This is a genomic window from Victivallis vadensis, assembly GCF_003096415.1.
Lineage (GTDB): Bacteria > Verrucomicrobiota > Lentisphaeria > Victivallales > Victivallaceae > Victivallis > Victivallis vadensis.
On record NZ_QEKH01000023.1, the window covers coordinates 65,163 to 90,530 of the forward strand.

At 61.5% G+C, this 25,368-nt stretch carries 18 protein-coding genes and 1 pseudogene; 13 read left to right on the forward strand and 6 right to left on the reverse strand.

The features are described 5' to 3' along the window. The first annotated feature begins 20 nt into the window (after window positions 1-20). From C8D82_RS13740 to C8D82_RS13750, 3 genes are read left to right on the forward strand one after another with little or no spacing between them, the layout of a single operon-like run. Entirely contained in the window at window positions 21-4,298 is a 4,278-nt protein-coding gene (locus tag C8D82_RS13740) for a DUF4838 domain-containing protein (RefSeq protein ID WP_165833085.1), read from the forward strand. A gap of 11 nt (window positions 4,299-4,309) precedes the next feature. After that, a complete protein-coding gene (locus C8D82_RS13745; RefSeq protein ID WP_116884863.1) occupies window positions 4,310-7,030 on the forward strand; it encodes an extracellular solute-binding protein in 2,721 nt (906 codons plus the stop codon). A 5-nt stretch (window positions 7,031-7,035) separates the two neighbouring features. Then, window positions 7,036-8,943, forward strand: a complete 1,908-nt coding sequence (locus C8D82_RS13750) for a carbohydrate ABC transporter permease (protein ID WP_116884864.1) — start codon at window positions 7,036-7,038, stop codon at window positions 8,941-8,943. A gap of 12 nt (window positions 8,944-8,955) precedes the next feature. Here the strand turns inward: C8D82_RS13750 and C8D82_RS13755 are convergent, their stop codons facing one another. The 3 genes from C8D82_RS13755 to C8D82_RS13765 all read right to left on the reverse strand — a co-directional run bounded on the left by C8D82_RS13755 (window position 8,956) and on the right by C8D82_RS13765 (window position 11,456). Further along, the gene (locus C8D82_RS13755) at window positions 8,956-9,702 is read right to left on the reverse strand and encodes an SAM-dependent methyltransferase (RefSeq protein WP_116884865.1); all 747 of its coding nucleotides are present in this window, start codon (window positions 9,700-9,702) and stop codon (window positions 8,956-8,958) included. 49 nt (window positions 9,703-9,751) lie between these two features. After that, on the reverse strand, window positions 9,752-10,375 hold the full coding sequence (locus C8D82_RS13760; RefSeq protein WP_116884866.1) for a TetR/AcrR family transcriptional regulator: 624 nt from the start codon (window positions 10,373-10,375) through the stop codon (window positions 9,752-9,754). Window positions 10,376-10,559: 184 nt separating this feature from the next. Continuing rightward, on the reverse strand, window positions 10,560-11,456 hold the full coding sequence (locus tag C8D82_RS13765; RefSeq protein WP_116884867.1) for a LysR family transcriptional regulator: 897 nt from the start codon (window positions 11,454-11,456) through the stop codon (window positions 10,560-10,562). Window positions 11,457-11,776: 320 nt separating this feature from the next. Between C8D82_RS13765 and C8D82_RS13775 the strand changes: the two genes are divergently transcribed. From C8D82_RS13775 to C8D82_RS13815, 10 genes and pseudogenes are all read left to right on the forward strand, one after another. Then, a complete protein-coding gene (locus C8D82_RS13775) occupies window positions 11,777-12,823 on the forward strand; it encodes a carboxymuconolactone decarboxylase family protein (protein WP_206212560.1) in 1,047 nt (348 codons plus the stop codon). A gap of 15 nt (window positions 12,824-12,838) precedes the next feature. Beyond that, the gene (locus C8D82_RS13780; RefSeq protein WP_116884869.1) at window positions 12,839-13,279 is read left to right on the forward strand and encodes a putative quinol monooxygenase; all 441 of its coding nucleotides are present in this window, start codon (window positions 12,839-12,841) and stop codon (window positions 13,277-13,279) included. Window position 13,280: 1 nt separating this feature from the next. Then, a pseudogene (locus tag C8D82_RS22335) lies at window positions 13,281-13,337 on the forward strand (twin-arginine translocation signal domain-containing protein); the annotation flags it as partial. A gap of 78 nt (window positions 13,338-13,415) precedes the next feature. Continuing rightward, the gene (locus C8D82_RS13785) at window positions 13,416-13,946 is read left to right on the forward strand and encodes a flavodoxin family protein (protein ID WP_207776136.1); all 531 of its coding nucleotides are present in this window, start codon (window positions 13,416-13,418) and stop codon (window positions 13,944-13,946) included. A gap of 11 nt (window positions 13,947-13,957) precedes the next feature. Continuing rightward, window positions 13,958-14,935: a DUF6282 family protein gene (locus C8D82_RS13790; RefSeq protein WP_116884871.1), complete on the forward strand. Its 978-nt coding sequence runs from the start codon at window positions 13,958-13,960 to the stop codon at window positions 14,933-14,935. Window positions 14,936-14,954: 19 nt separating this feature from the next. Further along, entirely contained in the window at window positions 14,955-16,229 is a 1,275-nt protein-coding gene (locus tag C8D82_RS13795) for an aldo/keto reductase (RefSeq protein WP_165833086.1), read from the forward strand. A 22-nt stretch (window positions 16,230-16,251) separates the two neighbouring features. After that, window positions 16,252-16,461 (forward strand): twin-arginine translocase TatA/TatE family subunit, encoded by a 210-nt coding sequence (locus C8D82_RS13800; RefSeq protein ID WP_116884872.1) that lies wholly within the window; start codon window positions 16,252-16,254, stop codon window positions 16,459-16,461. Between the two features lie 130 nt (window positions 16,462-16,591). Beyond that, a complete protein-coding gene (locus tag C8D82_RS13805) occupies window positions 16,592-16,831 on the forward strand; it encodes a hypothetical protein (RefSeq protein WP_116884873.1) in 240 nt (79 codons plus the stop codon). Window positions 16,832-16,927: 96 nt separating this feature from the next. Continuing rightward, window positions 16,928-17,941 (forward strand): alpha/beta hydrolase, encoded by a 1,014-nt coding sequence (locus C8D82_RS13810; protein WP_419643051.1) that lies wholly within the window; start codon window positions 16,928-16,930, stop codon window positions 17,939-17,941. A gap of 136 nt (window positions 17,942-18,077) precedes the next feature. After that, window positions 18,078-20,576 (forward strand): excinuclease ABC subunit UvrA, encoded by a 2,499-nt coding sequence (locus C8D82_RS13815; protein WP_116884875.1) that lies wholly within the window; start codon window positions 18,078-18,080, stop codon window positions 20,574-20,576. Between the two features lie 18 nt (window positions 20,577-20,594). Here the strand turns inward: C8D82_RS13815 and C8D82_RS13820 are convergent, their stop codons facing one another. From C8D82_RS13820 to C8D82_RS13830, 3 genes are read right to left on the reverse strand one after another with little or no spacing between them, the layout of a single operon-like run. Next, window positions 20,595-21,638 carry an SGNH/GDSL hydrolase family protein gene (locus C8D82_RS13820; RefSeq protein WP_116884876.1) on the reverse strand — a complete coding sequence of 348 codons (1,044 nt, stop codon included), beginning with the start codon at window positions 21,636-21,638 and terminating at the stop codon, window positions 20,595-20,597. After that, the gene (locus C8D82_RS13825; RefSeq protein WP_116884877.1) at window positions 21,635-22,891 is read right to left on the reverse strand and encodes an L-rhamnose isomerase; all 1,257 of its coding nucleotides are present in this window, start codon (window positions 22,889-22,891) and stop codon (window positions 21,635-21,637) included. The genes C8D82_RS13820 and C8D82_RS13825 overlap by 4 nt, the downstream gene beginning before the upstream one ends. Further along, window positions 22,888-25,239: a family 78 glycoside hydrolase catalytic domain gene (locus C8D82_RS13830; RefSeq protein ID WP_116884878.1), complete on the reverse strand. Its 2,352-nt coding sequence runs from the start codon at window positions 25,237-25,239 to the stop codon at window positions 22,888-22,890. The genes C8D82_RS13825 and C8D82_RS13830 overlap by 4 nt, the downstream gene beginning before the upstream one ends. Between the last annotated feature and the right edge of the window lie 129 nt (window positions 25,240-25,368).

A 25,368-nucleotide genomic window follows, 5' to 3' on the forward strand; every position in this document is an offset into this window, starting at 1 on the left:
AAAAGAACGGAATCATGATCATGAGCAAGCTCCTGCATCTGTATGTAATTCTCGGAACCATTTTCTCTCTGGAAGCGGCACCGATCCCGGCGAATCCGCCCGTCACAGCCTGGCCGCAGCTGCTCCGGCAGGGAAAACTTCAGGGCTCGCCGGAAAGTTCATTTGCCTGTGACGGAGAAATGCTGGTGTTCTCGGTGCCGGCGGGGCGCGGGGGCTCCATGACGTTTCCGGTGACGGAACCTTCTGCCGGGGAATCGTTTACAAGACTGGAACTCGAATTGGAGAACCGCGGTGATACCGGAACCGGCTTTACAATCCGGCTGCGCTCCGCCGACGGCCGTGCCGTGACGGTTCACTGCCGGATCGAGGCAGGGCAGTGCAAACAGGCGGTCGCCCCGATGCCGCGCGACCGGAAAACACTTGAAACCCGATATGCCGCACAACTCCGGGATTTTCCGAAGATGGCCGGATTGCCGGGCGGACTCTTTGAAAACTGGGAATCCGTCGATGCGGGCGATCTTGAAGCGGTTACGCTTGAATTCCCGGAGGCGGCGGCGCCGCTGACGCTGCGGATCGGGCAAGTACGCTTTTCACATCCGGCGGCTCCGTCTCTCTATGCGGCCGCCCCGGAACGGTTCTTCCCGTTCATCGACCGCTACGGTCAGTACATCCACGAAGGATGGCCCGGCAAAGTGAAGTCGGATCAGGAGCTGAAGCTGGCGTGGGAAGCTGAAAAAAACGATCTCGCCGCCCACCGCCGCCCCGCCTCCTTTTCAAAATTCGGCGGCTGGCGCGAAGGGCCGCGTTTCAAGGCTACCGGCTCCTTCTACCCGAAGAAGTACGACGGCAAATGGTATCTGGCGGACCCCGAAGGTTATCTGTTCTGGTCGAACGGCATCAACTGCGTCCGTGCGGAAACCTATGGAACGCTGGTGGAAGGGCGAGAACGTTTTTTCGCCGGACTTCCCGAAGCCGGAACTCCTTGCTCCGCTTTCTTCCACAATACGGAACGCTATGGCGGAAAGCATCTCGCCTACAATTTCGCCGCCGCGAACCTGTTGCGCAAATACGGCCCGGACTGGCGGGACCTCCATCTCGGCCTGACCGGTAAAAGGCTGGCGAGCTGGGGATTCAACACAGTCGGGAACTGGTCGGATTATGCCGGAAAAATTGCGGATTTTCCTTACGTACTGACACTGGGACACGCCTGCCGCAGCTCCGGCGGCTGGAGGGACGATCCCTTTGACCCGGCCCACCGGGAGAACATCGAACAGGCGCTCCAAAGCGGCAGGTACGACGCGGCGATCCGGGATCCGTACTGCATCGGCTTTTTCTCCGGCAACGAACTGCCGTGGTCCGATCCGGTCACCTACGCGGGCAACCTGCTGCGGGAAAAGAAGAGTCCGGCCCGTTCCGCCCTGACCGACGCGCTGAAACGGAAATTCGGGAAGATCGAACAACTCAATACCGTACTGGATACCGCTTTCGACAGTTGGCGGGAGCTGGAGGAAAATCCGGTAAAGGCGCTTCCCGACCTGACCCCGATCGAAGCGGAATGCCGCAATTTCTACCGGACCGCATTGGAACATTACTTCCGCCCGATCAGGGATATGATCCGCCGTTACGCGCCGGGCAAGCTCTATCTCGGCGTGCGTTTTATGCACTACCCGGATATCACGCTCGGCGAAGTCGCCGCCGACTTCTGCGACGTGGTCAGCATGAACCGCTACTCCTATGACGAGAGCGAAATGCGTATTCCCGGACGGGATGTGCCGATCCTGGTCACGGAATTCCACTTCGGCGCACTTGACCGCGGCATGTTTCATCCGGGCCTGCGCTGGGGCGGCGACCAGCAGGATGTCGCCTGGTGCTACACCGAATATATGAAGGCGCTGCTGCGGAATCCCGCCTGTGTGGGCGGACACTGGTTCCAGTACGCTTCGCAGCCCTTCACCGGCCGCTGCGGCGACGGCGAAAACGCCCAGATCGGCGCGGTCGACATCACCGACAATCCCCGCCCCGAATTCCGCGCCGCCCTGCGGGAAGTCGGTGAACATCTGTACCGCTGGCGCGCCGGTGCGCAACACTCCGGCGACGGCGGTCCGGTGATCGTGCTGCCGCCGGACGCGATCCCGGCGGAACGGACCGCGGCGCAGGAACTGCAGGCGTTCCTTGAACAGATTTCCGGCGAAAAGCCGCCGATCGCGGAACGTGCCGATGCCGGCCCGGCGATCCACATCGGCCAATCGCCGGAAGCGGCGCGGGCACTCGGAGTTTCCGACTGGAAGCAGCTGAAACCCGACGAGATCATCCTTAAAACGGTCGGAAACCGGCTGTATCTGGCGGGCGACCGGCCGCGCGGCTCGCTGTACGCGGTCTACGAACTGCTGGAACGGGCATACGGCGTCCGCTTCTGGAGCCCGGCGGCAACCCGGGTGCCGCGCGCTTCCCTGCAGCAGCTCCCCCGCATCGACCTCCGGTACGCGCCGCCCTTCGAGGTGCGCTCCGTCGGCAGCATCCTGACGCGCAACGATTTCCGATATGCGGTGCGGCTGCGCCACAACGGGCAGAGTGCGTTTGTCCCGCCGGAGTGGGGCGGTCTGGTCACGCTGCTGGGCAACGTGCACACCTTTTCGGAATACCCGGACAATGCGCTGATCCCGCGCGACTCCGGCTTCCGCGAACATCCCGAATGGTTCGCCGAGCGCGACGGCAGGCGTGTGCCGAACGGCCAACTGTGCCTGACCAACCCCGAGCTGCACCGCGAACTGGTCCGACGGGTGCGGGAACTGCTCCGTGCTGCGCCGGAAAGCCGCTATATCTCCGTGTCGCAGAACGATAACGACGATTTCTGCCAGTGCCGGAGCTGCGCCGCCTTCGTCGAAAAACACGGCAACCAGTCCGACCTGTTACTGGACACGGTCAACGCGGTCGCCGCCGCGGTCGCGGAGGAATTCCCCGCCACGCTGGTCGAAACGCTGGCCTACCGTTATACGCGCACGCCGCCCGCGACGGTGAAAGCGGCGCCGAACGTGCTGATCCGTTACTGCACCTTTGAGGCCGACAGCTTCCGGCCGCTGACCGCAAAGCAGAATCGGCAGTTCTTCCGCGACCTCGCCGCATGGAGCAGAACCGCGAAGCAGCTGATGATCTGGAACTACATCGCGAATTTCCGCAAATACTATCTGCCGACACCGAACTGGCGCGCGCTCGGACCGGATTTGCGCACCTTCCGTTCCTTCGGGGCGATCTCCGTCTACGAACAGGGCGCGTGGAACGGCGGCGGCTCCGTCTCCGACCTGCCGGAACTGCGCACCTGGCTGACGGCCAGACTGTTGTGGAATCCAGACCTCGATACCGACACGCTGATCGACGAGTTCCTGACCGGCTATTACGGGCCGGGCGCCGATGCGGTGCGCACCTACATGAAACTGATGAACGGCGCGGCCGACCGGCACCCGGAAGTGGCGGGCAGCGGCTTCCTGTCGACCACCGCCGCGTGGCTGGAGGAGAGTACGCTGCTGGAAGCATGGCAGGCTGTGGAGACGGCGGCGCGGCAATTCCGCAACGATCCGGTTTACGGTCCCCGCCTCGCGATGGCCACTGTGCCGGTCGGCGCGGCCCTGCTGGAACGGCGCAAGCCGCTGGAAGCATGGAAGATCACCGTCCCCGATCTGCGTAAACTATCCACCGCCGGCTACCTCGCCGAAACCGTCGCGCGAATGAAGGCGGGCGGAGGCGACCGTCTGCGCGAGGAATCGTTTCACAATACGCCGGATGAGTGGGCCGCAGACCTGACTGCCGAGATGCAGGTCTTCAATCGGGTACTGCCCAATGACGGCCCGGCCCCGGCGGTCGCCGCCGGCAAACCGGGAGCCGCATGGTGGCGCGTCGAACGGATCGCGGACTTCCATGAGGTCGGGCGCAAGGTGTTCCCGGAGAACGACCCGGCGGCAAGTACCGGACGGGCGGTACGGATCGCCGATGCCGAACCGGGCTGGAATGTTCAGGTACGGCGTTTTCCGCACGGCCGGTTCCGGTTCTGCGCGGAGGTCCGCGGCGACCTCGCGAAGAATGCTTCCGGCGATGCGCTGGAGATCGTCGCCTTCAACTGGAACAGCAAGGAAAAGACCACCCGGCGATTTCCGGTTTCAAAAATCGGCCGAAGTCATTACCGGATCGTGGATTTCGGACCGGTCACCCTGCGGGACGACCTCGGCGTGATGCTGATCCCGGCCCGAAACCCGGCCGTGCGGAATCTCCGGATCGATCGGATCATCCTCGTACCGGAACGCTGAGGGGGCAAACAATGCGCAACGGCATTCTGGTATTGGCGGCGCTGCTGCTGGGCGGAGCGCTGTGGGGCGGCGCGATCCGCGAAGAGGGCGGCGAAACCGTGATCACGCTGAAAGTGCCGTCGCTGCCCAACGCCGCCTTCACCGACGCGAGCACCCGCAGCGACGTCGCAATTCACGAGGCGTTCCGGCGCGACTTCCCGGAACTGTTCCGGCGCAAATACCGGAAGCGTTATCAGGCCGAGCCGCAAAAGTATGGAAAATTCCGCTGGGAACGGGTGCGGATCGAGCTCGAGGCGGCCTCCGGCATTCAGGTCGAAGGGGTTGAAAACGACCTGCTGGCGATCGCCGGCGGGATGGCGCCGGACATCCTTTCGATCAACTTCCGCAAATCGGACAATTATATCCGCAATCACTTTCTTTACCCGCTCGACGAATACTACCGCACCCTCTCCCGGGAGGAGTTCCGCGAGCTCGTCCCGGAAAAGCTGGTCCCGGTGATCGCCCGGCGCGGCGACGACGGGCGACAGCACTGCTGGCTGGTGCCGACCGGGGCGCTGCTCGGACGGGTGCTGCTCTACCGCAAGAGCCTCTTCGACGAACGCCGAATCGCCTATCCCGATGCAGCCTGGACCTGGCGGGAGCTGTATCAGGCGTGCCGGGAGCTCACCGATCCGGCCCGTGGCGTCTACGGCCTGGTGATGGGCCAGGGGAGCGCCGAGGCCTGGTACTGGCAGACCTTCCTGTGGGGCGCTGGGGGCGACAGCACCGCATACGATCCGGCGACGGGCGAATGGCGCTGCGCGTTCGATTCGGAGGCGGCGGTCGAGGCGCTCGACTTCTACACCCGGCTCTGCTCGGAACGGTGGACGGACCGGCGCGGCCGAATCCGGCGCGGCTACGTATTGAAGGATCCCTCCGAACAGAACGCCAAATGGGAGCGCGGCGAAATCGCGATGAAGTTCGGTTATGTCGACGAGCGGATGATCGCGGCGGTTTCACCGGAAGCCGTCGGCATCGCACCGGTTCCGCTGGGGCCGGACGGCAAGACCCGCGGCTCCGAAATCAACTGCATCATGATGGGAATCTTCTCCGGGGTGAAGGAGCCGGCGGTCCGTGACGCCGCGTGGGAGTACATGACCTACCTGACCGACCCCGAAGCGCAGCGGCTCCGGACCCGCATTCTGGTGGAGGCCGGTTTCGGCCGCTTTGTGAACCCGCGTTACCTGGACCGGTTCGGCTATTCCGAAATACGGAAACTCACCCCGCCGGGCTGGATGGAGACCTTCAACCTCGCGATCGAATCCGGCCGCCCCGAACCTTACGGCCGGAACAGCAATTTCCTCTATCAGATGATGACGCCGCCGATCCAGCGCGCCGAGCAGCTGTCGGTCAGCGACCGGCTGCCCGAAAACGGGCCGGAACGCCGCCGGGTGCTCAAGCAGCTGCTGAGCGACGCCAACGCCAGGGCTGACGCCGTGATGAACGGCCGGTTGTCCGATGCGGAGAAATCCCGCCGCCGGCTCGCGGCAGGCGCGGCGCTGGCGGTGATCGCGGCGGGGTTTGCGCTGGTGCTCAGGAACGTGCGAAAGCTGTACGCGCCCGCCGCTCCGGCAAAAAGCGACGGCAGGCGGGAGACGCGCAAATACCTGTGCGCCTATCTGTTGCTGCTTCCGGCGCTGCTTACCATCCTGGTGTGGCAGTACATACCGCTGGCCCGCGGTTCGCTGATGGCGTTCTACGACTACAAAATCATGGGGAGCTCCACCTTTGTCGGCTTGGACAACTTCGCAGCTTTGCTCTTCGACGGACGCTGGTGGATCACGCTGTGGGATTCGCTGCGGTACAGCTGCCTGACGCTGGCGCTGACCTTCCTGCCGCCGGTGGCGCTGGCGATCGGATTGCAGGAGGCGCCGTGCTGCCGGATGCTGTTCCGGCTGCTCTACTACCTGCCGGCGGTGATCTCCGGCATTGTCACGATGGTGCTGTGGAAGCAGTTCTACGAACCGAGCGAAAACGGGTTGCTGAACCGGGTGGTGATGAATATCCCGGCGATCGGCTTTCTGGGAATCGGCCTGCTGCTGTTCTGGCTCTGCCGGGAGTTTGCGCGGCGGCTGCGCTTCCATGGCCGCTGCGGACCGATGCTGCTGTTTCTGGGGGCCGGACTGCTGCTGCTTTACACGGCCGCGTCACCGGCGCTGCCGATCCTGTTCCCCGGCGGAGCCGCATGGCCGGAGGCGCTGGCGCAGCTGCCGCGCCGCCTGTTCGACTGCACCCGGGAGCCGTACCGCTGGCTGGCCGATCCCTCCACCGCGATGGCGGCGTGCGTGATTCCGGTGCTGTGGGCCGGCATCGGACCGGGATGCCTGATCTATCTGGCTGCCCTCAAAGGGATTCCTAACGATTACTACGAAGCGGCCGATGTGGATGGCGCCACCTTTCTCGACAAAATCCTCTTTATCGTGTTTCCGATGCTCAAGCCGTTGCTGATCATCAACTTCGTCGGTGTGTTCATCGGTTCCTGGGTCGGCGGCACGCAGATGATCATGGTGATGACCGGCGGAAGCGCGCGTACCGAGGTGACCGGCCTGTACATCTGGTATGAAGCCTTCACCTTCCTGCGCTACGGTTCGGCGACGGCGATGGCGTGGACGCTCGGCGTGATCCTGATCGGCTTTACGGTCTGGCAGATGAAAATCCTGGCCCGGGTCGAATTCAAAACCTCCGGAAGGTGAAGAAGATGGGAATTATTTCAACAGTCGGGCGCAACAGCTTCAAAGTCAGGATGCTGCTCTGGGGAATCGGAACCGTGCTGCTGCTGGGCGCGGCGACGATGATCTATCCCTTCGGGCTGATGATCGCCGGGAGCAGCAAAACCCCGGTCGATGCGGCGGAAAACCGGCTGATCCCTTCCTTTCTGACCGACGATGAAGCCTATTACCGGAAGGTGATGGAGGCGTTTTTCAACGAGCGCGAGATTCAGTTCCGCCAGACCTATCGAATTGATGCCGATACGTTTGCGCAGCTTTCCCCGCCGGAGTCGCCATCCTCCGGGCTGGTGGCCGACTGGCTGGAGTTCCTGAGGCGGAATCCGTATCCGCCCCGCTGCTACACCCCGGCGTTCTGTTCGGTCCGGACCTCGAACCGCACCCAGCCGCTGCTGTTGCGGAAATTCAAGCGGCAGCTGCAGGAGAAATACCGAAGCGTGGAGGCGTTGAACCGGGAGTTGCAAACCTCGTTCCGGAGCTGGGATGAGTTCTCCGTCCAGACTCCGGTGTTCGACCTCCGCACCAGCGTGCCGGAACGCAACCGGTTCCGGGCCGCCTTTGAAGCGTTTTCGGAGACGCTCCCGCCGGAACTGCGGAGCTATACCCTGCCGGAAGGATGCTACGTCAAATCCTATTTACAAATGCTGTACACCGACTCCATCGCCGCCTACAACCGGACTCACGGGACGGCTTACGCCAGTTGGGATCAGGTGGGGCTTCCGGCCGCCTGCCCGGAGCGCGGCACCGGACCGGAACGCCGCGACTGGGAGACATTCATGCGGGAGCTCCTGAATCCGATCTGGATCCGGCTCGCCCCGGCGGAGCTTCCGGCCTACCGGCGCTATCTGGAAGCGCGCCACGGCCGGATCGGTGCGCTGAATTCATTGTACGGCAGTAACTACCGGGAGTTCTCGGAGCTTCCGCTGCCGGAACCGGCCACGCTCGGAGGGGCGGCGCTGACCGATTACACCGAATACATTCAGGGCTGGAGTTCTCCGGCCGGCGGCATCCGGCACCGGGCGGCTTTATCGAGCCTGCAGCCGGACGGCCCGGAATTCGGCTTCCGCCGGTTCCTGCGGCGGAAGTACGGCACGCTCGAAGCATTGAACCGGCAGCTCGACACGCACTTTTCCGACTGGAGCCGGATCTGGCCGCCGCAGCGGGAGCTTCACGCCGGGCATGTGATGGCGCACAAGACCGGATACCGCCGGGAATTCGCGGTACGCAACTTCATTGCGGTCGCCGAATCCGTCATACTGCAGGACCGGGTGATGTTCAACACCTTTCTGTACTGCGCGTTAGCGGTGCTCGGCGCGCTGATCGTGAATCCGGCGGCGGCCTATGCCCTGAGCCGTTTCCGGCCGCCCTCGACCTACAGGCTGCTGCTGTTCATGATGGTCACGATGGCTTTCCCGCCGATGGTCACGCAGATACCGAGTTTCCTGATGCTGCGGGAGTTCGGACTGCTGAACAGCTATGCGGCGCTGATCCTGCCGGGGCTGGCCAACGGCTATTCGATCTTCCTGCTGAAGGGATTCTTCGACTCGCTGCCGAAGGAGCTTTACGAGAGCGCGATGCTTGATGGCGCGGGCGAGGTGCGGATCTTCTTTCAGTTCACGATGAGCCTGTCGAAGCCGATCCTCGCCGTCACGGCGCTGGGCGCTTTCACCGGCGCTTATGGCAACTTCATGATGGCCCTGCTGGTCTGTCAGGACCGGAAGATGTGGACGCTGATGCCGTGGCTGTACCAGCTGCAGATGAACAGCGGCCCCGGCATCGTATTCGCGTCGCTGCTGGTCGCGGCGATCCCGACGTTCCTGGTCTTCCTATGTTGCCAGAACGTAATCATGCGCGGCATTGTAGTGCCGGTTGAAAAGTGAGCCGTTCCCGCTTCAGCGCGCCATCAGCGCGAACACGCCCCACCCCAGGTATTCACGCGTGTACGTGACATGGCGCCGGGGCTCCGAAGTCAGCAGGACCCGAACCTCTTTCGCGAAATCGTCGCCGGGATTTTCCGCGAGCCAGCGGCGCATGGTGAGCCATTTGGCCGCCTCGTACCTGTCCCAGCCCTCCTGATCGGCGAGGACCATTTCCACAACATCATAACCCAGCTCGCCGAAGGAACCGACCAGTTCCGGAAGCATCAGGAAATCGGAGATGGAACCGGCAAGGCACTCCCCGGCAACCTCCTCCGTCGGCGGCAGTTGCCGCCAGTAGGGTTCGCCGATCAGGAGGATTCCTTCAGGGAGGAGGCTCTTCGCCAGAAGTTCGATGGTGCCGGCGACTCCGCCTCCGATCCACGTGGCGCCGAGACAGGCCGCCACACCGGCCTTTTCGGCGGCGACGTAACCGGCGGCATCGCCGTGAATGAACTCTACCCGATCGTCGACTCCAAGCTCCTCTGCCCGGCGCTTCGCCTGTGCGGAGAACAGCCGGCTCATATCGACGCCGACGCCGGTAATGCCGTAATCACGCGCCCAGGTGCAGAGCATTTCCCCGGAACCGCTGCCGAGGTCGAGCACGCGGGTCCCCGGCTCCAGACGCAGCACGGCTCCGAGGGTGGCGAGCTTTTCCGGGGTGAACGGGTTATGGATGCGGTGAGCGCTTTCCGTAACAGTGAAGATGCGCGGGATGTCCATACAAAAAAATTCCTTTCAAGAGGCTGTGTGACTGCAGGAACACGCCGCCTCAGGCTGTCGCATTCCGTTCCATGAATTGTTCCAGATGTGTCGTTAAGAGCTTCGCGCTCTCCGCTTTTTCCATCTCATCCGCCGCAGCGTCCGCCAGGCTCATCAGCAGATAAAACGGCGCATAAAATTCAACCGCGAGCAACCGGGGATCAGCTTTTTTCAAAGCCCCCTGCCCCATCAGTTCGCGGAACAGATCTTCCATATAGCTGACCGGCCCGCCGGCCAGGATTTTCTGATACAAGGCCGCCATTTCGGGATTTCCATACTGCTCCAATACCAGCATCCGGCGAAAATCACGGGCGAATTCATCCGTGGTCCAGAACCGGAACTGCGCCTCGGCGAACGCCCTGATCCTGCTGACCGCGGTATTCCGGTAAGCCTGCGGCTGTTTTTCAAACACCTCCTCCGGAACCTCATACTTCCGGGCGCGTCCGACATCCATCCGGCACATGCGCTCCACAATGCTGTCGAATATGTCCCGTTTATTTTTATAATGCCTGTACAAAGCCCCTTTGGTGATCCCCAGCTCTCCGGCGATTGCGCTGACGGAAACCGCCTCATAGCCATATTGCGCAAACAGCCGGAGAGCAGTACGCAATATCTTTTCCTTTGTTCCGGTCATCAGAAACTTCCCCCCCATCACAGTAAACGATCGTTTACCCGCTTAATATAGTGAACAATCGTTTACTTGTCAAGAGAGCATGACAAATTTTCTTTAAATTTCCCGGATTGTCCGCACCTGTCCTGCTCCGGCAGATGACAAGCCGCAGAATTTCCGGCAGTCCGGCACGTGATTGCGCATCCGGTTATAAGACGCCTGCAAACTTTTCCACGAGCCTTTCACGGAATACTTCGGCGGCTTTGGAGAAAACCTGATATTTCTTCCAGACGATGCAGGAGCCGGATTCCAACATCGGATTCAGAGGGCGGAAGCATAATTTGTCTCCGGCGATATTATTCCTGTGTTCCAGCGTCAGCGCGCAGCCGAGTCCCCGTTCCACCAGAAGCGAGGCGTTGTAAATCAGGTTGTGAACCGCCGCGATATTCAGTTTGTCGAGATCGTCGCCGAACCATTCGGCATAGGGATTCCGGACGGCTTTGTTGCGGAGGTCGCGCCGGGAACAGATCAGAGGGAGTTTCCGCAGATCCTCCGGCGTAACGGATTCCTTTTCCGCCAGCGGATTATCCCGGCGCATCAGCACGCCCCACGCATCTTTGACCGGCAGAGCGATGCTGTCGTAACTGGCGATATCGACCGGCTGGAGCAGAACGCCGAAGTCGAGCAGTCCGTTGTCAAGGCGCTCCATCACATCGCCGGCGACTCCGGTATACAAGTGCCAGCAGATACCGGGATAATCCTCATGAAGTTCGGAAATCGCATCTGCAACCAGATCCATCGCCTTACTCTCCCCGCCGCCGATATAGACGTCGCCGGAGACGTTTTCACCGATGGCGTTGAATTCGGCTTCCGTTTTTTGCACCAGCGCCATGATCTCCTCGGCGCGGCGGCGCAGCAGCATCCCTTCCGGCGTCAGCGTGATATGGTGGGTTTCGCGGTTCAGGAGTTTTTGCCCGAGTTCCTCCTCCAGATCCATCATCTGACGCGAAAGCGTCGGCTGGGTCACATGCAGGTAATGGGCCGCCCTGGTAAAGCTGTTCTCCCGCGCCACAGCCAGAAAATAACGTAACAGCCTGAGTTCCATATTTTCTTCTCCTTTCGGGTTGCCATTACGATAGCATGCAATTCCATGCTTTTCAAGCATTATTTCTATAATAAATAAGTATTTGCTATTTATGGCGTTTGCATTACATTGAATTATGGAAACAGGAATCCGCATTTACGAAATGCAGGACCGCAATCTTCAAAAGAAAGGAAACAAAATGAACAAAAAGGCGGTGGCGTGCATGATGGCGAGTGCCGTGTTCTCCATGTTCGGCAGTCCGGCGGAAGCGTCAGCCGCTCCGGCGACGCCATCGCGAACTGGGTCAATGAATCCGTAACCGTCAGCAAGTGAGGCAAATCATGAAAAAAATCGCTCTCTTTGGAACTCTTCTTTCCATCTTCTGCACCGTCAATCACCTGGAGGCAAACGACACCATGAACGCATTGAACACGAAAGAACAGAAAATCGTCGCCATCGCCGCATATACGGCGCGCGGCGACATGCCGAATCTGAAAACAGCACTGGCGGAGGGACTCGACGCCGGGCTCACGGTCAACGAAATCAAGGAGGTGCTGACCCAGCTCTACGCCTACTGCGGATTCCCGCGCAGCCTGAACGCGCTCGGCAACTATATGGCGCTTCTCAAGGAACGCGAGGCGAAAGGGCTCAAAGACGCACCGGGGAAACTGCCCGGCCCGCTTCCGGCGGGGAGGAGCATCGACTTCGGCGCCGCCAACCAGACAAAGCTCTGCGGCGCGCCGGTCCGGGGGGCGCTCTTCGACTTCGCCCCGGCGATCGACGAATACCTGAAAGCCCACCTGTTCGGCGACATCTTCGGGCGCGACAACCTCGACTGGAGAACCCGCGAAATCGCCACTGTCGCCGCGCTCGCCGCGATGCCGGGCGTGGAGAGCCAGTTGAACTCCCACATCGCCATCGGCAAACACAACGGCGTCACGGATGCGCAGGTCGCGGAAATTCTGGAAACGGTCAGAAGCAGCACCGTCAGCGCCTTTCCGCGCGGCGGAGAGAACACGGCATACGCAAAATACTTCAGCGGCAAATCCTATCTCGCCCGCCTGACGAAAGACGGCCGCCTGAACGTTCCGGTCGCCAATGTCACGTTCGAACCGGGCTGCCGCAACAACTGGCACAGCCACACCGGCGGTCAAATGCTGATCGCGGTCGGCGGAGTCGGCTACTATCAGGAGCGCGGCAAGGCGGCCCGGCGTCTGATTCCCGGCGACGTGGTGGAGATTCCGCCGGAGGTCGATCACTGGCACGGAGCCGCGCCGGACAGCTGGTTCTCGCATCTGGCGATCGAATGCAACCCCGCGACCAACAAAAACACCTGGCTGGAACCGGTCAGCGACGCCGATTACAAGGCGGCGACCTCCGGCAAATGAACAGGAGGCGGCGGGATGAAGCATCTTCCGATGGGATGGCTCCTGCCGGCGGCGGTTCTGTTTGGATTCACAATGTCGGGAACCGCCGCCCACACCACTGAAAAAGAGGCAAACATGAAGAGCGGAAAAACAGCGAAAGTGACGGCGGAAAGCATTGTACGGCTGTCCAGAATCACCGTCGATCCGGAGCGTCTTGCGGAATATCTCGTGTTTGCGACTGAATGCGGGAGACGGTCCATGGCGGAGGAACCGGGCGTACTGATGATGTATTCGATGCAGGACAAGGCGCATCCTGAACAGATCACCATTCTGGAAATTTATGCGGACTCCGCCGCTTACGAGCGTCACATCAAAACCCCGCACTTTCAGAAATACAAACAAGGGACGCTGGCCATGGTCCGGAAACTGGAACTGCTGGATCAGACGCCTCTGGTCCCGGAAATGAAAATGAAGTGACAATATGAACCGGCGCGAATTTCTCAAAACATCCCTGATGGTAACGGCGGCGGCCGCCGGAACCGCGTTTCTCGGCGGCTCCCTGCTGACCGCGGCATCGGCGCAAAATTCCAACACTGGAGTAAGAAACGGCAAAATGAAAATACTGGTCATCACGGGCAGCCCCCGGAAAAACGGCAATTCCAACACCCTCGCGGAACACTTCATCAAAGGAGCGCAGGAGGCCGGACACGAAGTCGTCCGTTTCGATGCGGCGTTCAAAGAGGTGCATCCCTGCATCGGCTGCAACCGCTGCGGCATGAACGGCCCATGCGTATTCAAGGATGATTTTGAATTCGTCCGCAAACATATTGTCGATGCGGATCTGGTGGCTTTTGCGACGCCGATGTACTATTTCGGCATCTCGGCGCAGATCAAGACGGTGATCGACCGTTTCTATGCAGTCAACGGGCGGATTCACGTTCCGAAGAAAGCGGTGCTGATGATGACGTATGCGGACAACTCCAGAAAGAAGGAAAGCGCGATCATCAGCCATTACGAAGTGCTGCTGGACTATCTCGGCTGGAGCGATGCCGGACAGATCATCGCTCCGGGCGTCTGGCCGGTCGGCGCGATCAATCACACGGACTTCCCGGAACAGGCATACCGGCTCGGAAAGAACGTATAAGGAAAAAATTCATGGACAGACGCGATTTTATCAAGACGCTCGGCATCGCGGGCGGCGCAATGCTGTTGGCCGGAACGGCCGGCGCGGCAGCGGCCAAGACGACGGCGCCCCGGAAAAACAGCGGGATCGATCCGCTGCTGTCCGGAGTCTGCGACATTCACATACACTGTTCGCCGGACACCCGGCCGCGCTGCATCGATGAATTCACGCTGGCGGAACAGGCGAAGCAGGCCGGCTACCGGGCGGTCATGTACAAGTCGAACGACTGGAGCAGTCACGACCGCGCTTACCTGATCCGGCAGGCGCTCCCGGATTTTGAAGTATTCGGAAGCCTCTGCATGAACCGCGTTCACGGAGACAGAGTCAATGCGTATGCGGCGGAACAGGCGGTCAAGACCTCCGGCAGGCTCTGCCGCTGCATCTGGATGCCGACCCTCTCCGCAGCTTATCAGCATCAATGCGACAAACTCCCGGGGCCGGGAATCCCGGTGCTTGACCCGCAGGGCAAAGTCCTGCCGGAAGTCATCCGGGTCATGGAGATCTGCGCCGAAGCGGATATCATCTTCGCTTCGGGACACAGTTCGCCGCAAGAGAGCCTGAGCCTGGCGAAAAAAGCGCGGGAGGTCGGTGTGAAGAAATTCGTCGTCACCCACGTCAACTCGCTGATCTGGAAGATGACGCCGGACCAGATCAAACAGGCGGTCGACTTCGGAGCTTTTGTGGAGTACTGCTATCTGCCCCGTCTCTGGGGCCCCGGCACCGGCAACCCGCAGTTCGAGCGCCAGAGCCGCGAGGAGTTTCTCAACTATGTAAAAACTGTGCCGGAACGCAGTTTCATCACCACGGATCTGGGACAGCAGGGCAATCCGAATCCGATCGACGGAATGCGGCAGTGCGTCCGCGAACTGATTGAAGCGGGAATCCCGCAAAAAACGATCGACCTGATGGTGCGAGACAATCCGGCGCATCTGATCGGGCTGACTGCATAAGAAACGTGGAGGAAACACCATGAATCGACGTGAATTTCTGAAATCAGCGGCGCTGGTGACCGCCGCCGGAGCAATGTTCGGCAAAGGCTCCGTGCTGAAAGCGGCGGAAGCCCCGGCGGGGCCGGTCTTGAACTTCAATCCGCAAATGCAGTACCGCCCGATGGGGCGTACCGGCGTCAACGTCTCCGCGCTCGGCTTCGGCCTGTTGCGGCTGCCGATACTCGCAGACGGCAAGACCGTGGACGCGGAGCAGAGCGTCGCCATGATCCGTCGCGCAATCGAAGGCGGCGTGAACTACATCGACACCGGCCGGGTCTATCTCGGCGGGCAGAGCGAAGCGGTCGCCGGGCAAGCGCTCAAAGGCGGCTGGCGCGACCGGGTTTACATCACCTCCAAGTCGCCGTGGTGGATCATGGAGCGGCCGGAGGATTTCGAGAAGTTCTTCGACGAATCCCGCCGGGCGATCGGAACCGACGTGATCGACTTCTACCACATCCACATGATCATGCACCGGGGCTGGAAGGAGAAGGTGATCCCGTTCAAACTGATCGACAGGATCATGAAGCTCAAGGAGCAAGGAAAGATCCGTTTCGCGGGCTTTTCGTTCCACGACCGGCTCGGACTGTTCAAGGAGGTGGTCGAATCCGCCCCTTGGGACTTCTGCCTGATCCAGCACAATTATCTCGACTATGAATATGAAGCGGGATGTCTCGGCCCGAAGTACGCCGCCGCCAACGGCATGGGACTGGCCGTGATGAAGCCGGTCCGCACCGGATTCCTCGCAAACCTGCCGCCGTCCATGCGCGCCGCACTCCGCTCGACCGGAGTTGAAAAGCCGGACACCGAATGGGCGCTCGACTACCTGTGGGATATCCCGGAAGTCAGCGTCGCGGTCAGCGGCATGGGCTCGATGGCGGATGTCGAAGCCAACCTCCGCTACACCTCCAAAGCGAAGCCGAACATGCTCACGCCGGATGAACGCAAGGCGCTTGGAGCGGCGATCAGGGCGTTCCGGCAGGCCCCCGGCCACATCGACTGCACCGGCTGCTATCAGTGCATTCCGTGTCCGCACAACGTGGCGATCGGTTACATTTTCGCTTACGTCTACAACAACTATCTGCTGCACAAGAACAAGAAGAAAGCGCTGTTCGACTACACGGTCTCCATGTCGCCGATCCAGCGCGGCGCGCCCGCGTCGGCGTGCGTGAACTGCGGCGCCTGCCTCGCGAAATGTCCGCAGAAGCTCAACATCCCGGAGCTGCTGAAACGGGTCAGAAACGATCTCGAAGCGTAATCATAAGAAGGAGAAATTCACCATGTCGCTCGGTTTTACGGAAATCATTCTGATCGCACTCTTTATCCTGATCGTATTCGGCGCAAAACGCATCCCTGAACTCGCCCGCGCCTTCGGCAGGGCCTCCTATGAATTCAAAAAAGCGAAAAACGCGCTGTCCGCCGAAGGGCAGGAGTTGATGGACGCAGCGGAAGAGACCGCAGCAGAGGAGGACCGCCGAAAACTCCATTGAGACTTCCGGCGCAATAGAAAGCTGCATAATATACCTTTCAGGCATATCATGACATTACAAATAAGTATTTGCTATTTCTGTATTTCATTGTAAATTGAACAACAGAGAACATGACAAGGAGGTGATCCATTTGAATGAAGTTCAACCAACGGACCTTCCGCTTCTCCGGAATCTGGAGGATGCCGGATGTGATGCGGAAACGGTCGAAAAGTATTTCCAGCTGCGGCAGGCGGGAAAAATACGCGATCAACAGCGATTGCTGTCGAAACAGCGACGCCTGCTGCTGGAAGCCCTCCACGCGAACCAGCGGAAAATCGACAACCTCGATTACCTGCTGTATACCCTGAAAACCACACCCCGATCATCATAAAGGAGCCTGAACATGCAATCACCAACGACAGCCTTTCTCGCCGGCGCTCTGCTGCTCGCCGTCAACCTTCACGCTGAAAACCAGAGGACGAAAATCATGAACAACAACATCACCCCGCAGAAATTGGTTCTTACACAGGAGTGGGACAAGACCTTTCCCAAAAGCGACAAGGTGAACCACCGTAAAGTCACTTTCGTCAACCGTTACGGCATCACGCTGGCGGCGGACCTCTATGAACCGAAAAACGCCGCCGGAAAACTCGCAGCCATCGCGGTGAGCGGCCCGTTCGGCGCGGTCAAGGAACAGTGCAGCGGCCTCTACGCCCAGACTCTGGCGGAGCGCGGTTTCCTTACGATCGCCTTCGACCCGTCGTTCACCGGCGAGAGCGGCGGAACTCCGCGCCGGATGGCTTCGCCGGACATCAACACGGAGGATTTTCAGGCCGCGGTCGACTTCCTCTCCACTCAACCGAACGTCGATTCTGAACGGATCGGAATCCTCGGCATCTGCGGCTGGGGCGGTCTGGCGCTGAATGCCGCCGCACTGGATACGCGGATCAAAGCCACCGTCGCCTCCACCATGTACAATATGAGCCGCGTGAACGCCAACGGTTATTTCGACGCCGCCGACAATGAAAAAGCCCGCTATGAAACGCGCCAAAAGCTGAATGCGCAGCGTACGAAAGAGTACGCGCAGGGCTTCTACGAGCAGGGCGGCGGCGTGGTCGAACCGCTCCCGGCGGATGCGCCGAAATTCGTGAAGGACTATTACGACTACTACAAGACGCCGCGCGGCTACCATAAGCGGTCGGGCAACTCCAACGACGGCTGGACGGTCACGGGCACGATGTCGTTCCTGAACCAGCCGATTCTCGCCTACTCCAGAGAGATCCGTTCGGCGGTGCTGCTGATCCACGGCGAAAACGCGCATTCGCGCTACTTCAGCGAGGACGCCTACCGGGATATGTCCTCCTACACGGACTACCGCGACAACAAGGAACTGCTGATCGTTCCCGGCGCATCGCACACCGACCTCTACGACGGCGGCGGCAAAAACGCGATCCCGTTCGACAAGCTCGACCGGTTCTTCACCGAACATCTCAAAAAGTAACCCATAAACTGCGGACCGGGTTGTTCCATGCGATAAAAAATCAGGAAATTTTCAAAACGCTTCTTGGCTTCGGGCCGTTCAAAGCGTATAATAACCCCCAAACAAAAAAGATTCCAAATCGCAGAGACCCGGTCCCATGAATGAGAAAAGCAATTCCCCGGCAGCCGTGAAAATCCGGGGAGCAAGAGTACATAACCTTAAAAACATCGACGTCGATGTCCCGCTGAATCAAATCGTCGGCATTGCCGGGGTCTCCGGCTCCGGCAAATCCTCCCTCGCTTTGGGCGTGCTGTATGCGGAAGGCTCAAGACGTTATCTGGACGCACTTTCCACCTACACCAGAAGACGCATGACCCAGGCGGCCAAAGCGCAGGTGGACGAAGTGCTGTATGTCCCGGCGGCGCTCGCGCTGCACCAGCGGCCGGGCGTCCCGGGCATCCGCAGCACTTTCGGGACCGGGACCGAGCTGTTGAACAGCCTCCGGCTGATGTTCTCCCGGCTGGCAAATCACCGCTGCCCGAACGGGCACCTTCTGAAGCCGTCGCTGGCCGTCGCCGCGGGGCAGGAGCTGGTCTGCCCCGAATGCGGAGCCGCTTTCTTCGCGCCCTCCGCCGAGGAGCTTGCCTTCAACAGCCAGGGGGCCTGTTCCAGATGCGGCGGCACTGGAACCGTCCGCACCGTGGACCGGGCGACGCTGGTGCCGGATGAATCGCTTTCGATCGATCAGGGCGCTGTCGCGCCGTGGAATACGCTGATGTGGTCGTTGATGACGGATGTCTGCCGCGCGATGGGGGTCCGCACCGACGTCCCTTTCCGGGAGCTGACGCCGGAGGAGCGCGAGATCGTCTACAGCGGCCCCGCCGAAAAGCGGCACATCCTGTACAAAGCCAAAAACACCAATCAGGCCGGAGAGCTTGACTTCACCTATTACAACGCCACCTACACCGTCGAAAACGCGCTGGCCAAGGTGAAGGACGAAAAAGGCATGAAGCGGGTGGAAAAGTTCCTGAAACAGGAGGTCTGCCCCGAATGCGGCGGCACGCGCCTGTCGGCGGCGGCGCGCGCCCCGAAGCTGCGCGGAATCGGCCTCGACGAAGCCTGCCGGATGACGCTCGCCGCGCTTGTCGATTGGGTGGCCGGCGTTCCCGCCGCGCTTCCCTCGGAAATGCGCCCGATGGCGGAAAGCATCTGCGAATCGTTTCAAAGCGCCGCCCGGCGGCTGCTGGAGCTGGGGCTGGGCTATTTGACCCTCGACCGGGCCTCCTCCACTCTCTCCACCGGCGAGCGGCAGCGCATGCAGCTCGCCCGCGCGGTGCGCAACCGCACTACCGGCGTGCTGTACGTGCTTGACGAACCCTCCATCGGGCTGCATCCTGCCAACATCGCGGGGCTGAACGGCGTGATGCACGACCTGGTTGCCGACGGGAACTCCGTCCTGCTGGTCGATCACGATACGCAGATTCTGTCGGAAGCGGACTGGATCATCGAACTTGGCCCGCAGGCCGGCGCGGAAGGCGGGCGCGTCATCGCGCAGGGGACGGTTCCGAAGCTCGGACAAAGCAAAGACTCCATGATCGGCCCGTTCCTTTCCGGGAAAGCCGAAGTGCATGTGAGAAAAAACGCCGGTGCGGACCGGATGTTCGAAGCCGGGAGAATCCATCTTTCCACCGCCGCCATCCACACGGTGAAACCGCTTGAAGCCGATATTCCGAAAGGAAGGCTGACCGTGGTCACCGGGGTTTCCGGCTCCGGCAAGACCACCCTGATTCTGGAAAGCCTCGTCCCCGGCCTCGAAGCCGCCGTCACCGGCGCGGCATTGCCCGCGCACGTCCTCTCCCTCAAGGCGGAAGGCATCGCCCGCGTCAAGCTGATCGACGCCACGCCAATCGGCATCAATGTCCGTTCCACGGTAGCGACTTACGCCAACGTGCACGACGAACTGCGGAAAATTTTCGCCGGAACGCCCGACGCCAGACGCCTCGGCTTCAAGGCCGGGGATTTCTCCTACAACACCGGCAAACTGCGCTGTCCGGTCTGCGACGGCACCGGGGAGATCAGCCTTGACGTGCAGTTTCTGCCGGATGTGGACGTGCCGTGCCCCGGATGCCGCGGCTCGCGGTATGCGAAAGAAGCCGGCGCAATCCGGTATGTCAACCGCTCCGGCGAAACCTGTTCCCTGCCCCGGCTGATGGCGATGGATGTCAATACGGCGCTCAAAGTCTGCGGGGACCTGAAAATCGTTCACCAGCGGCTGCAGGTCCTGCAGAAGCTCGGCTTGGGCTACATGACCCTCGGCGAAGAGACGCCGAGCCTCTCCGGCGGCGAAGCCCAGCGGCTGAAGCTGGCGAGCGAACTGGGCAGAACGCAGTCGGATTCCGTTTTCGTATTCGACGAGCCGACCATCGGCCTTCACCCGCTGGATGTGCAGGTGCTGCTCGGCGTATTCCAGACGCTCATCGAAAACGGCGCGACCGTCGTCGTGATCGAACACGATCAGGATATGATCCGCAACGCCGACTACATCATCGACATGGGGCCGGGCGGCGGCGAGGAAGGCGGCCGGATCGTCGCCGCCGGCACTCCCGACGAAATCATGCGCAATCCGGCCAGCATCACCGGCAGGTATCTGAAGTGAACGCCCCCCTTGCCGGAATCACCGTGATCCCGGCAAAGGCCATTCCTCCCTGTTGCCGGCGGGTGCGGCGGCAGTACGGAGCGCCGCAAGCACCGTTCCCGCATAGAAGCGGTGCCCGAAGTCATTCGGGTGGTTCACCCCGTTGCCGGTCAGGTCAAGGAACTTTTTGCTGCCGAAGCACTTCTCCCAGTGTCCGCCCACATCGACAAAAGCGATGGCCGGATCGTTCTCCGCCACAGCCGCCAGCTCCCTCGCCAGCGCCCGTGTCGCGGCGGGCGGCGTATTCGCCCACTGCGCATTGCCCGGCATGGAGCCGATCAGCACAAATTCCATCGCCGGATTCCGCCTCCGGGCGATCGCGGCCAACTGCGACGCCGCCTCCCGGAACCCGGCGGGGGGAACACTCAGCAAGTCGTTCATGCCGTAGGCGATAAACAATAGGTCAGGCGTAAAGTCATTCAACCACGAATCCAGATGTGCGACGCCGTGGCGGCAGCCGGTGCCGCCCACTGCGAAGTTGCGCATTTCCGCCGCGTGCAGCCGTTCCGCAACCAGCTTTGCATAAGGCGGTTGAAAGGGAGGAACCCCGATGAACCCCGTCGCGTTCCACCCTTCGGAGATGCTGTCGCCGATCAGGGCGACTCTGCGCACGCCGTCCCGCCGGAAGCGGGGGAGTTTCCCGGCAGGAAGCGGAGGCGGCTCCGGGATCTCCGCCTCCGTCCGGTAATCGATTTCAAGCTGGTGCCGGGCGAAGAAGTCCCTGCGGTCGAAGCGGATCAGGCCGCCGCCGGGCCCGCCGGGGAGCGCATTCGCTCCCTCCGCCGGAAACAGCACCGCGCCGTCCGCGGGAGGATACAGTTCCTCCCGTTCCAGACGCGGCGCGGCCGATCCGGCGGGGTGCGTCACCTCACAGCTGCCGGGAGTCCATCCCAGATCCGTCCCCGGCCGGAACTCCTCGCCGGTGGTCGAATTATAAACCCGCACCACCTCCGTCGCCGGAAACGCCAGCGCGGCATGGTCCCCCGCCGCGAACAGCACGGTTTCTCCTTGAACCAGCGTCATTTGCGCACCTCAAGCACCTGTTTTTCATAGATGCGGATTTCGTCGAGAAACCCGAGTCCGGCCGGAACGTCGTTCGTCAGGCAGAAGTACTCCCAGACTGCCCCCCACGGCAGCGACCTGGCCTCCTCCTGCGCCGCCAGCCGGGCGGTGAAATCCCAGCGCGCTTCCGCCTCGCGGGCGGCGGGCGGCTCCAGCAGAGCGACCAGCAGCGCCTTCTGGAAATCGCGCGCACCGATCACCCACGCGGCGACACGGTTGATGCTCGCGTCGAAGTAGTCCAGCGCGAAATGCACCTTATCCTGATAACCGTAGGCAACCGCTTCGCGGGCAATGGATAACAGTTCGTCATTCAGCACCGTCACGTGGTCGCTGTCCCAGTGAACGCCGCGGCTGATGTGCAGCAGCACCTCGTCGATCAGGCTGAACACCGCCGGAAGTTTGTCCGCGACCGATTCGGTCGGGTGGAAGTGGCCGGAGTCGAAACAGGGCATCTTATGCCGCTGCGCCGCGTACAGCAAATAGAAGTCGTTCGAGCCGACCGTGCAGGACTCCGTGCCGATCCCGAAGAGCTTCGACTCGACCGCGTCCCGTTCCAGCTCCGGCGCGAACGGTTCTTCAAAGCAGGCGTCCAGCGCGTCGCGCAGCCGCAGCCGGAAGCCGAAGCGGTCGGCGGGGGTGTCCTTGAACCCGTCCGGCGCCCAGAAGTTGCAGACCGCCGGAGTGCCGAGCACCCGGCCGAACTCCGCGCCGATCCGGCGGCAGGCCCGGCCGTGGTCGATCCAGAACCGGCGGATTCCGGGATCGGGGTGGGAGAGTGAAAAGCCGTGATCCAGAAGCGGATGCGAATAGAACGCCGGAGCGAGGTCAAGGCCGATCCCCTTTCCTTTCGCCCACTCCAGCCAGCCGGAGAAGTGCTCCAATGTAAAGCCGTCGCGATCCACGCCCGGCAGCATCCGGTCCACCTGATGCCCCTGCAATCCCACCCGGTGACGGCCCGGAATCAGCTTCAGCGCCACATCGAGGTCGGCGCGCAGTTCCCCGGCATTGCGCGCCCGGCCCGGATAGTTGCCGGTCACCTGGCAGCCGCCGGTCAGGGTGTGGCCGGTGTTCTCAAATCCGGTCACGTCGTCGCCCTGCCAGGCGTGAATCGACAGCGGAATGGCGGCCAGGCGCCGCAGCGCGGCATCGGCATTCACGCCGCATTCGGCGTAACGTTCCCGGGCGAGTGCAAAGGTCTGTTCAATCCGGTTCATTCTGCATCCTCCAATTGTACAAGGTGGGTTCCTGTTTCAAGTTTCGAGCCGTCGGGCAGCACGGCGGAGCAGCCCTCCGGAATACGCAGTTCCGCTTCGATCCCCTGCCCGCTGCGTTCCAGACGGACCGCGATGTTGCCGCGCGGCGTCGGAATCCGCCCCTCGGCGAATGTAAGATCCAGCAGCGCGGGGCGGAAAGAAAACTCCGCGAAACCGGGCGCCACCGCCGTCACTCCGAGAATGCCGGTCTGCAGAAATTCGAGCGGCGACGTACCGAAACCGTGGCAGAGGCTGCCGCTGCGGTTCTGCGAGGCACGGCCGATCTGGTAAACCCCGGCCTCGTAGAGAGTCGGGAAACCGGTCCGCGCCATCCGGCCCCAGTGGCGGCGGATGCGTTCCAGCCCGGCCTGCCGCCTGCCGTGCCGGATCATCGCGCGGAACACGTAGAAGTGCAAATAGAACTCCGGCTCCAGCAGCGTTTCATCCGTCAGCGCTGCGACGAACCGCTCCCGTTCCAGCCCCGCCAGCAGCGCCAGCGCGTGAGCGAGCTGGCTGGAAACCGTCGTATCCTCATCGCCTCTTTTGACCGGATCGGCCAGATAACCGGTTGCGGGGGAAAGAAATGCCGGTTCGATCGCGGCGGCGGTCCGCCGTTGCCGGCGCTCGTACTCCTGACGTTTCCCCGAATCGTACCCGACCAGTTCCGCCGTTTCGTTGAAACACTGCAACGCACTCACATACAGGCTGTTGATCATCGATTCACGGCAGTTGCTGAAACAGTAATCGTTCAGCTCAAAGCCCCAGTCGAAAAAGTTCCAGTACCCCTTCGGGGCGGAAATCAGGCCGCCGGCATCGGCCAGCCGCTCAAAGGCTTCGATAATCCGTTCCATGCAAGGGAGATAACGCCTGACCGTCCCGCCATCCCCCGACGCCATCAAATAGTCGTACAGCATCGTCATCAGAAAAAGGTTGGTCGCGGGCAGCATGAAATTCTCATTCTCCGGCTGCGGACAGAGTCCCGGCACCCAGCCCTCCGGGGTCTGCTGCGAAAAGGCCAGCTCGAACGCCCGGCGGTGTATTGCCGAACTGCCGAACGCCGCCAGCGTGGTCCGGTTCTCCACGACCAGGTCGTTGACCCAGAACGCGCGCTCCCGCCACGGGCAATCCATGAAGATGTCGGTGGTGCAGGATTCGAGCGTTTCGACACACATCTCCCAGATCCGGTTCAACTCCGCGTCGCTCGAATGGAACCGGCCGCGATGCACGTATGGATAGCGCATTCCGGTCGCGCCGACCGAACGGATACAGACCGGACGGCCGAAGTTGCGGAACACCAGCTGCACCACCTTGAAACCGCGCTCCAGTATCACCGTGCCGATCTCATTCTCCCCTTCCCGCAGGATATAGCGGTCGGTGAAACGGTAGATCGGGCGTACGAATTCCGACTGCACCCGGCCCTCGTCAAGTTCTTCCCCGTAAACGATATCAACCACCGTTCCAGCCGGAGCCTCCGCGACGACCCGCAGCCGCCCGATCAGTTCGCGGTCGAAGTCGAACACCAGCGCCGCCCCCTTGCCCGCCGGATCGGGCATGATCCGGTACATCCCGCCATCCGCCTCCTGCTGCAGCCGTCCCGGCGGCAGCGGCTCCCACGGTTCGCGGTTCAGGTACACCGGAAGTTCATCCAGCGAAGGCGCATCCCCCGGAGCCACCGCCGCGCAGTTCAACAGGTCGGTCGGACGCAGGAAAGTCTCGACCAGCGCCGGAACGTTGCGCGGCTTCAGCTCTTTGCCGCACAACTTCTCATCCGTGACCACGGCAGCGTTTTTCCACCCCTCCGTCACGCCGTTTTTCCACTCATCCGACGCGAGCCGCAGGTCGCGGTGCACCATGAAACCGGTCTGCAGCGAAAAGAGCGGCACCGGAGTTTTCCATTCGGGCGCGAGGCGCAGCTTCCAGTCGGGGCCGGTCCCGACCACGCCGGGAATTTCCAGCCGGAGCGCCGGAGCCGCCGGGGCGACGATGAAGTTCTCCCGGACCGGCGAATACACCAGAGCCGCAATCACATTGCGCCCCGGGCGCAGCAGCGGCGCAACCTCCAGCGTATCGAAGTAACAGAGCTTCGCGGTGCCGCGCACCGGGCCGGAGGCAACTTTCAATCCGTTCAGCCAGAGCACATAGCTGGTATCGGCCGCGATCCGCAGCAACGCCGACTCCGGCACTTCGTCCAGTTCGAACTCCCTGACCGCCTGAAAGTAACAGTTTTCATAGCCCGGCTCCAGCTCCGGCCCGATCCAGTCGGCCTGAAAGCGGAAACCGGCAACCGGTTCCATCACCAGATGATCCATTCGGCACACTCCTTTTTGTTGCTTTTCATATATTGATAATGTCCCAAATTTTGTGATGGGATGTGTTGTTTGACAAGGTTGCATCTGCCTTTTATTTTGAGTAACTCAAAATCTCAACATAAAGGGAAT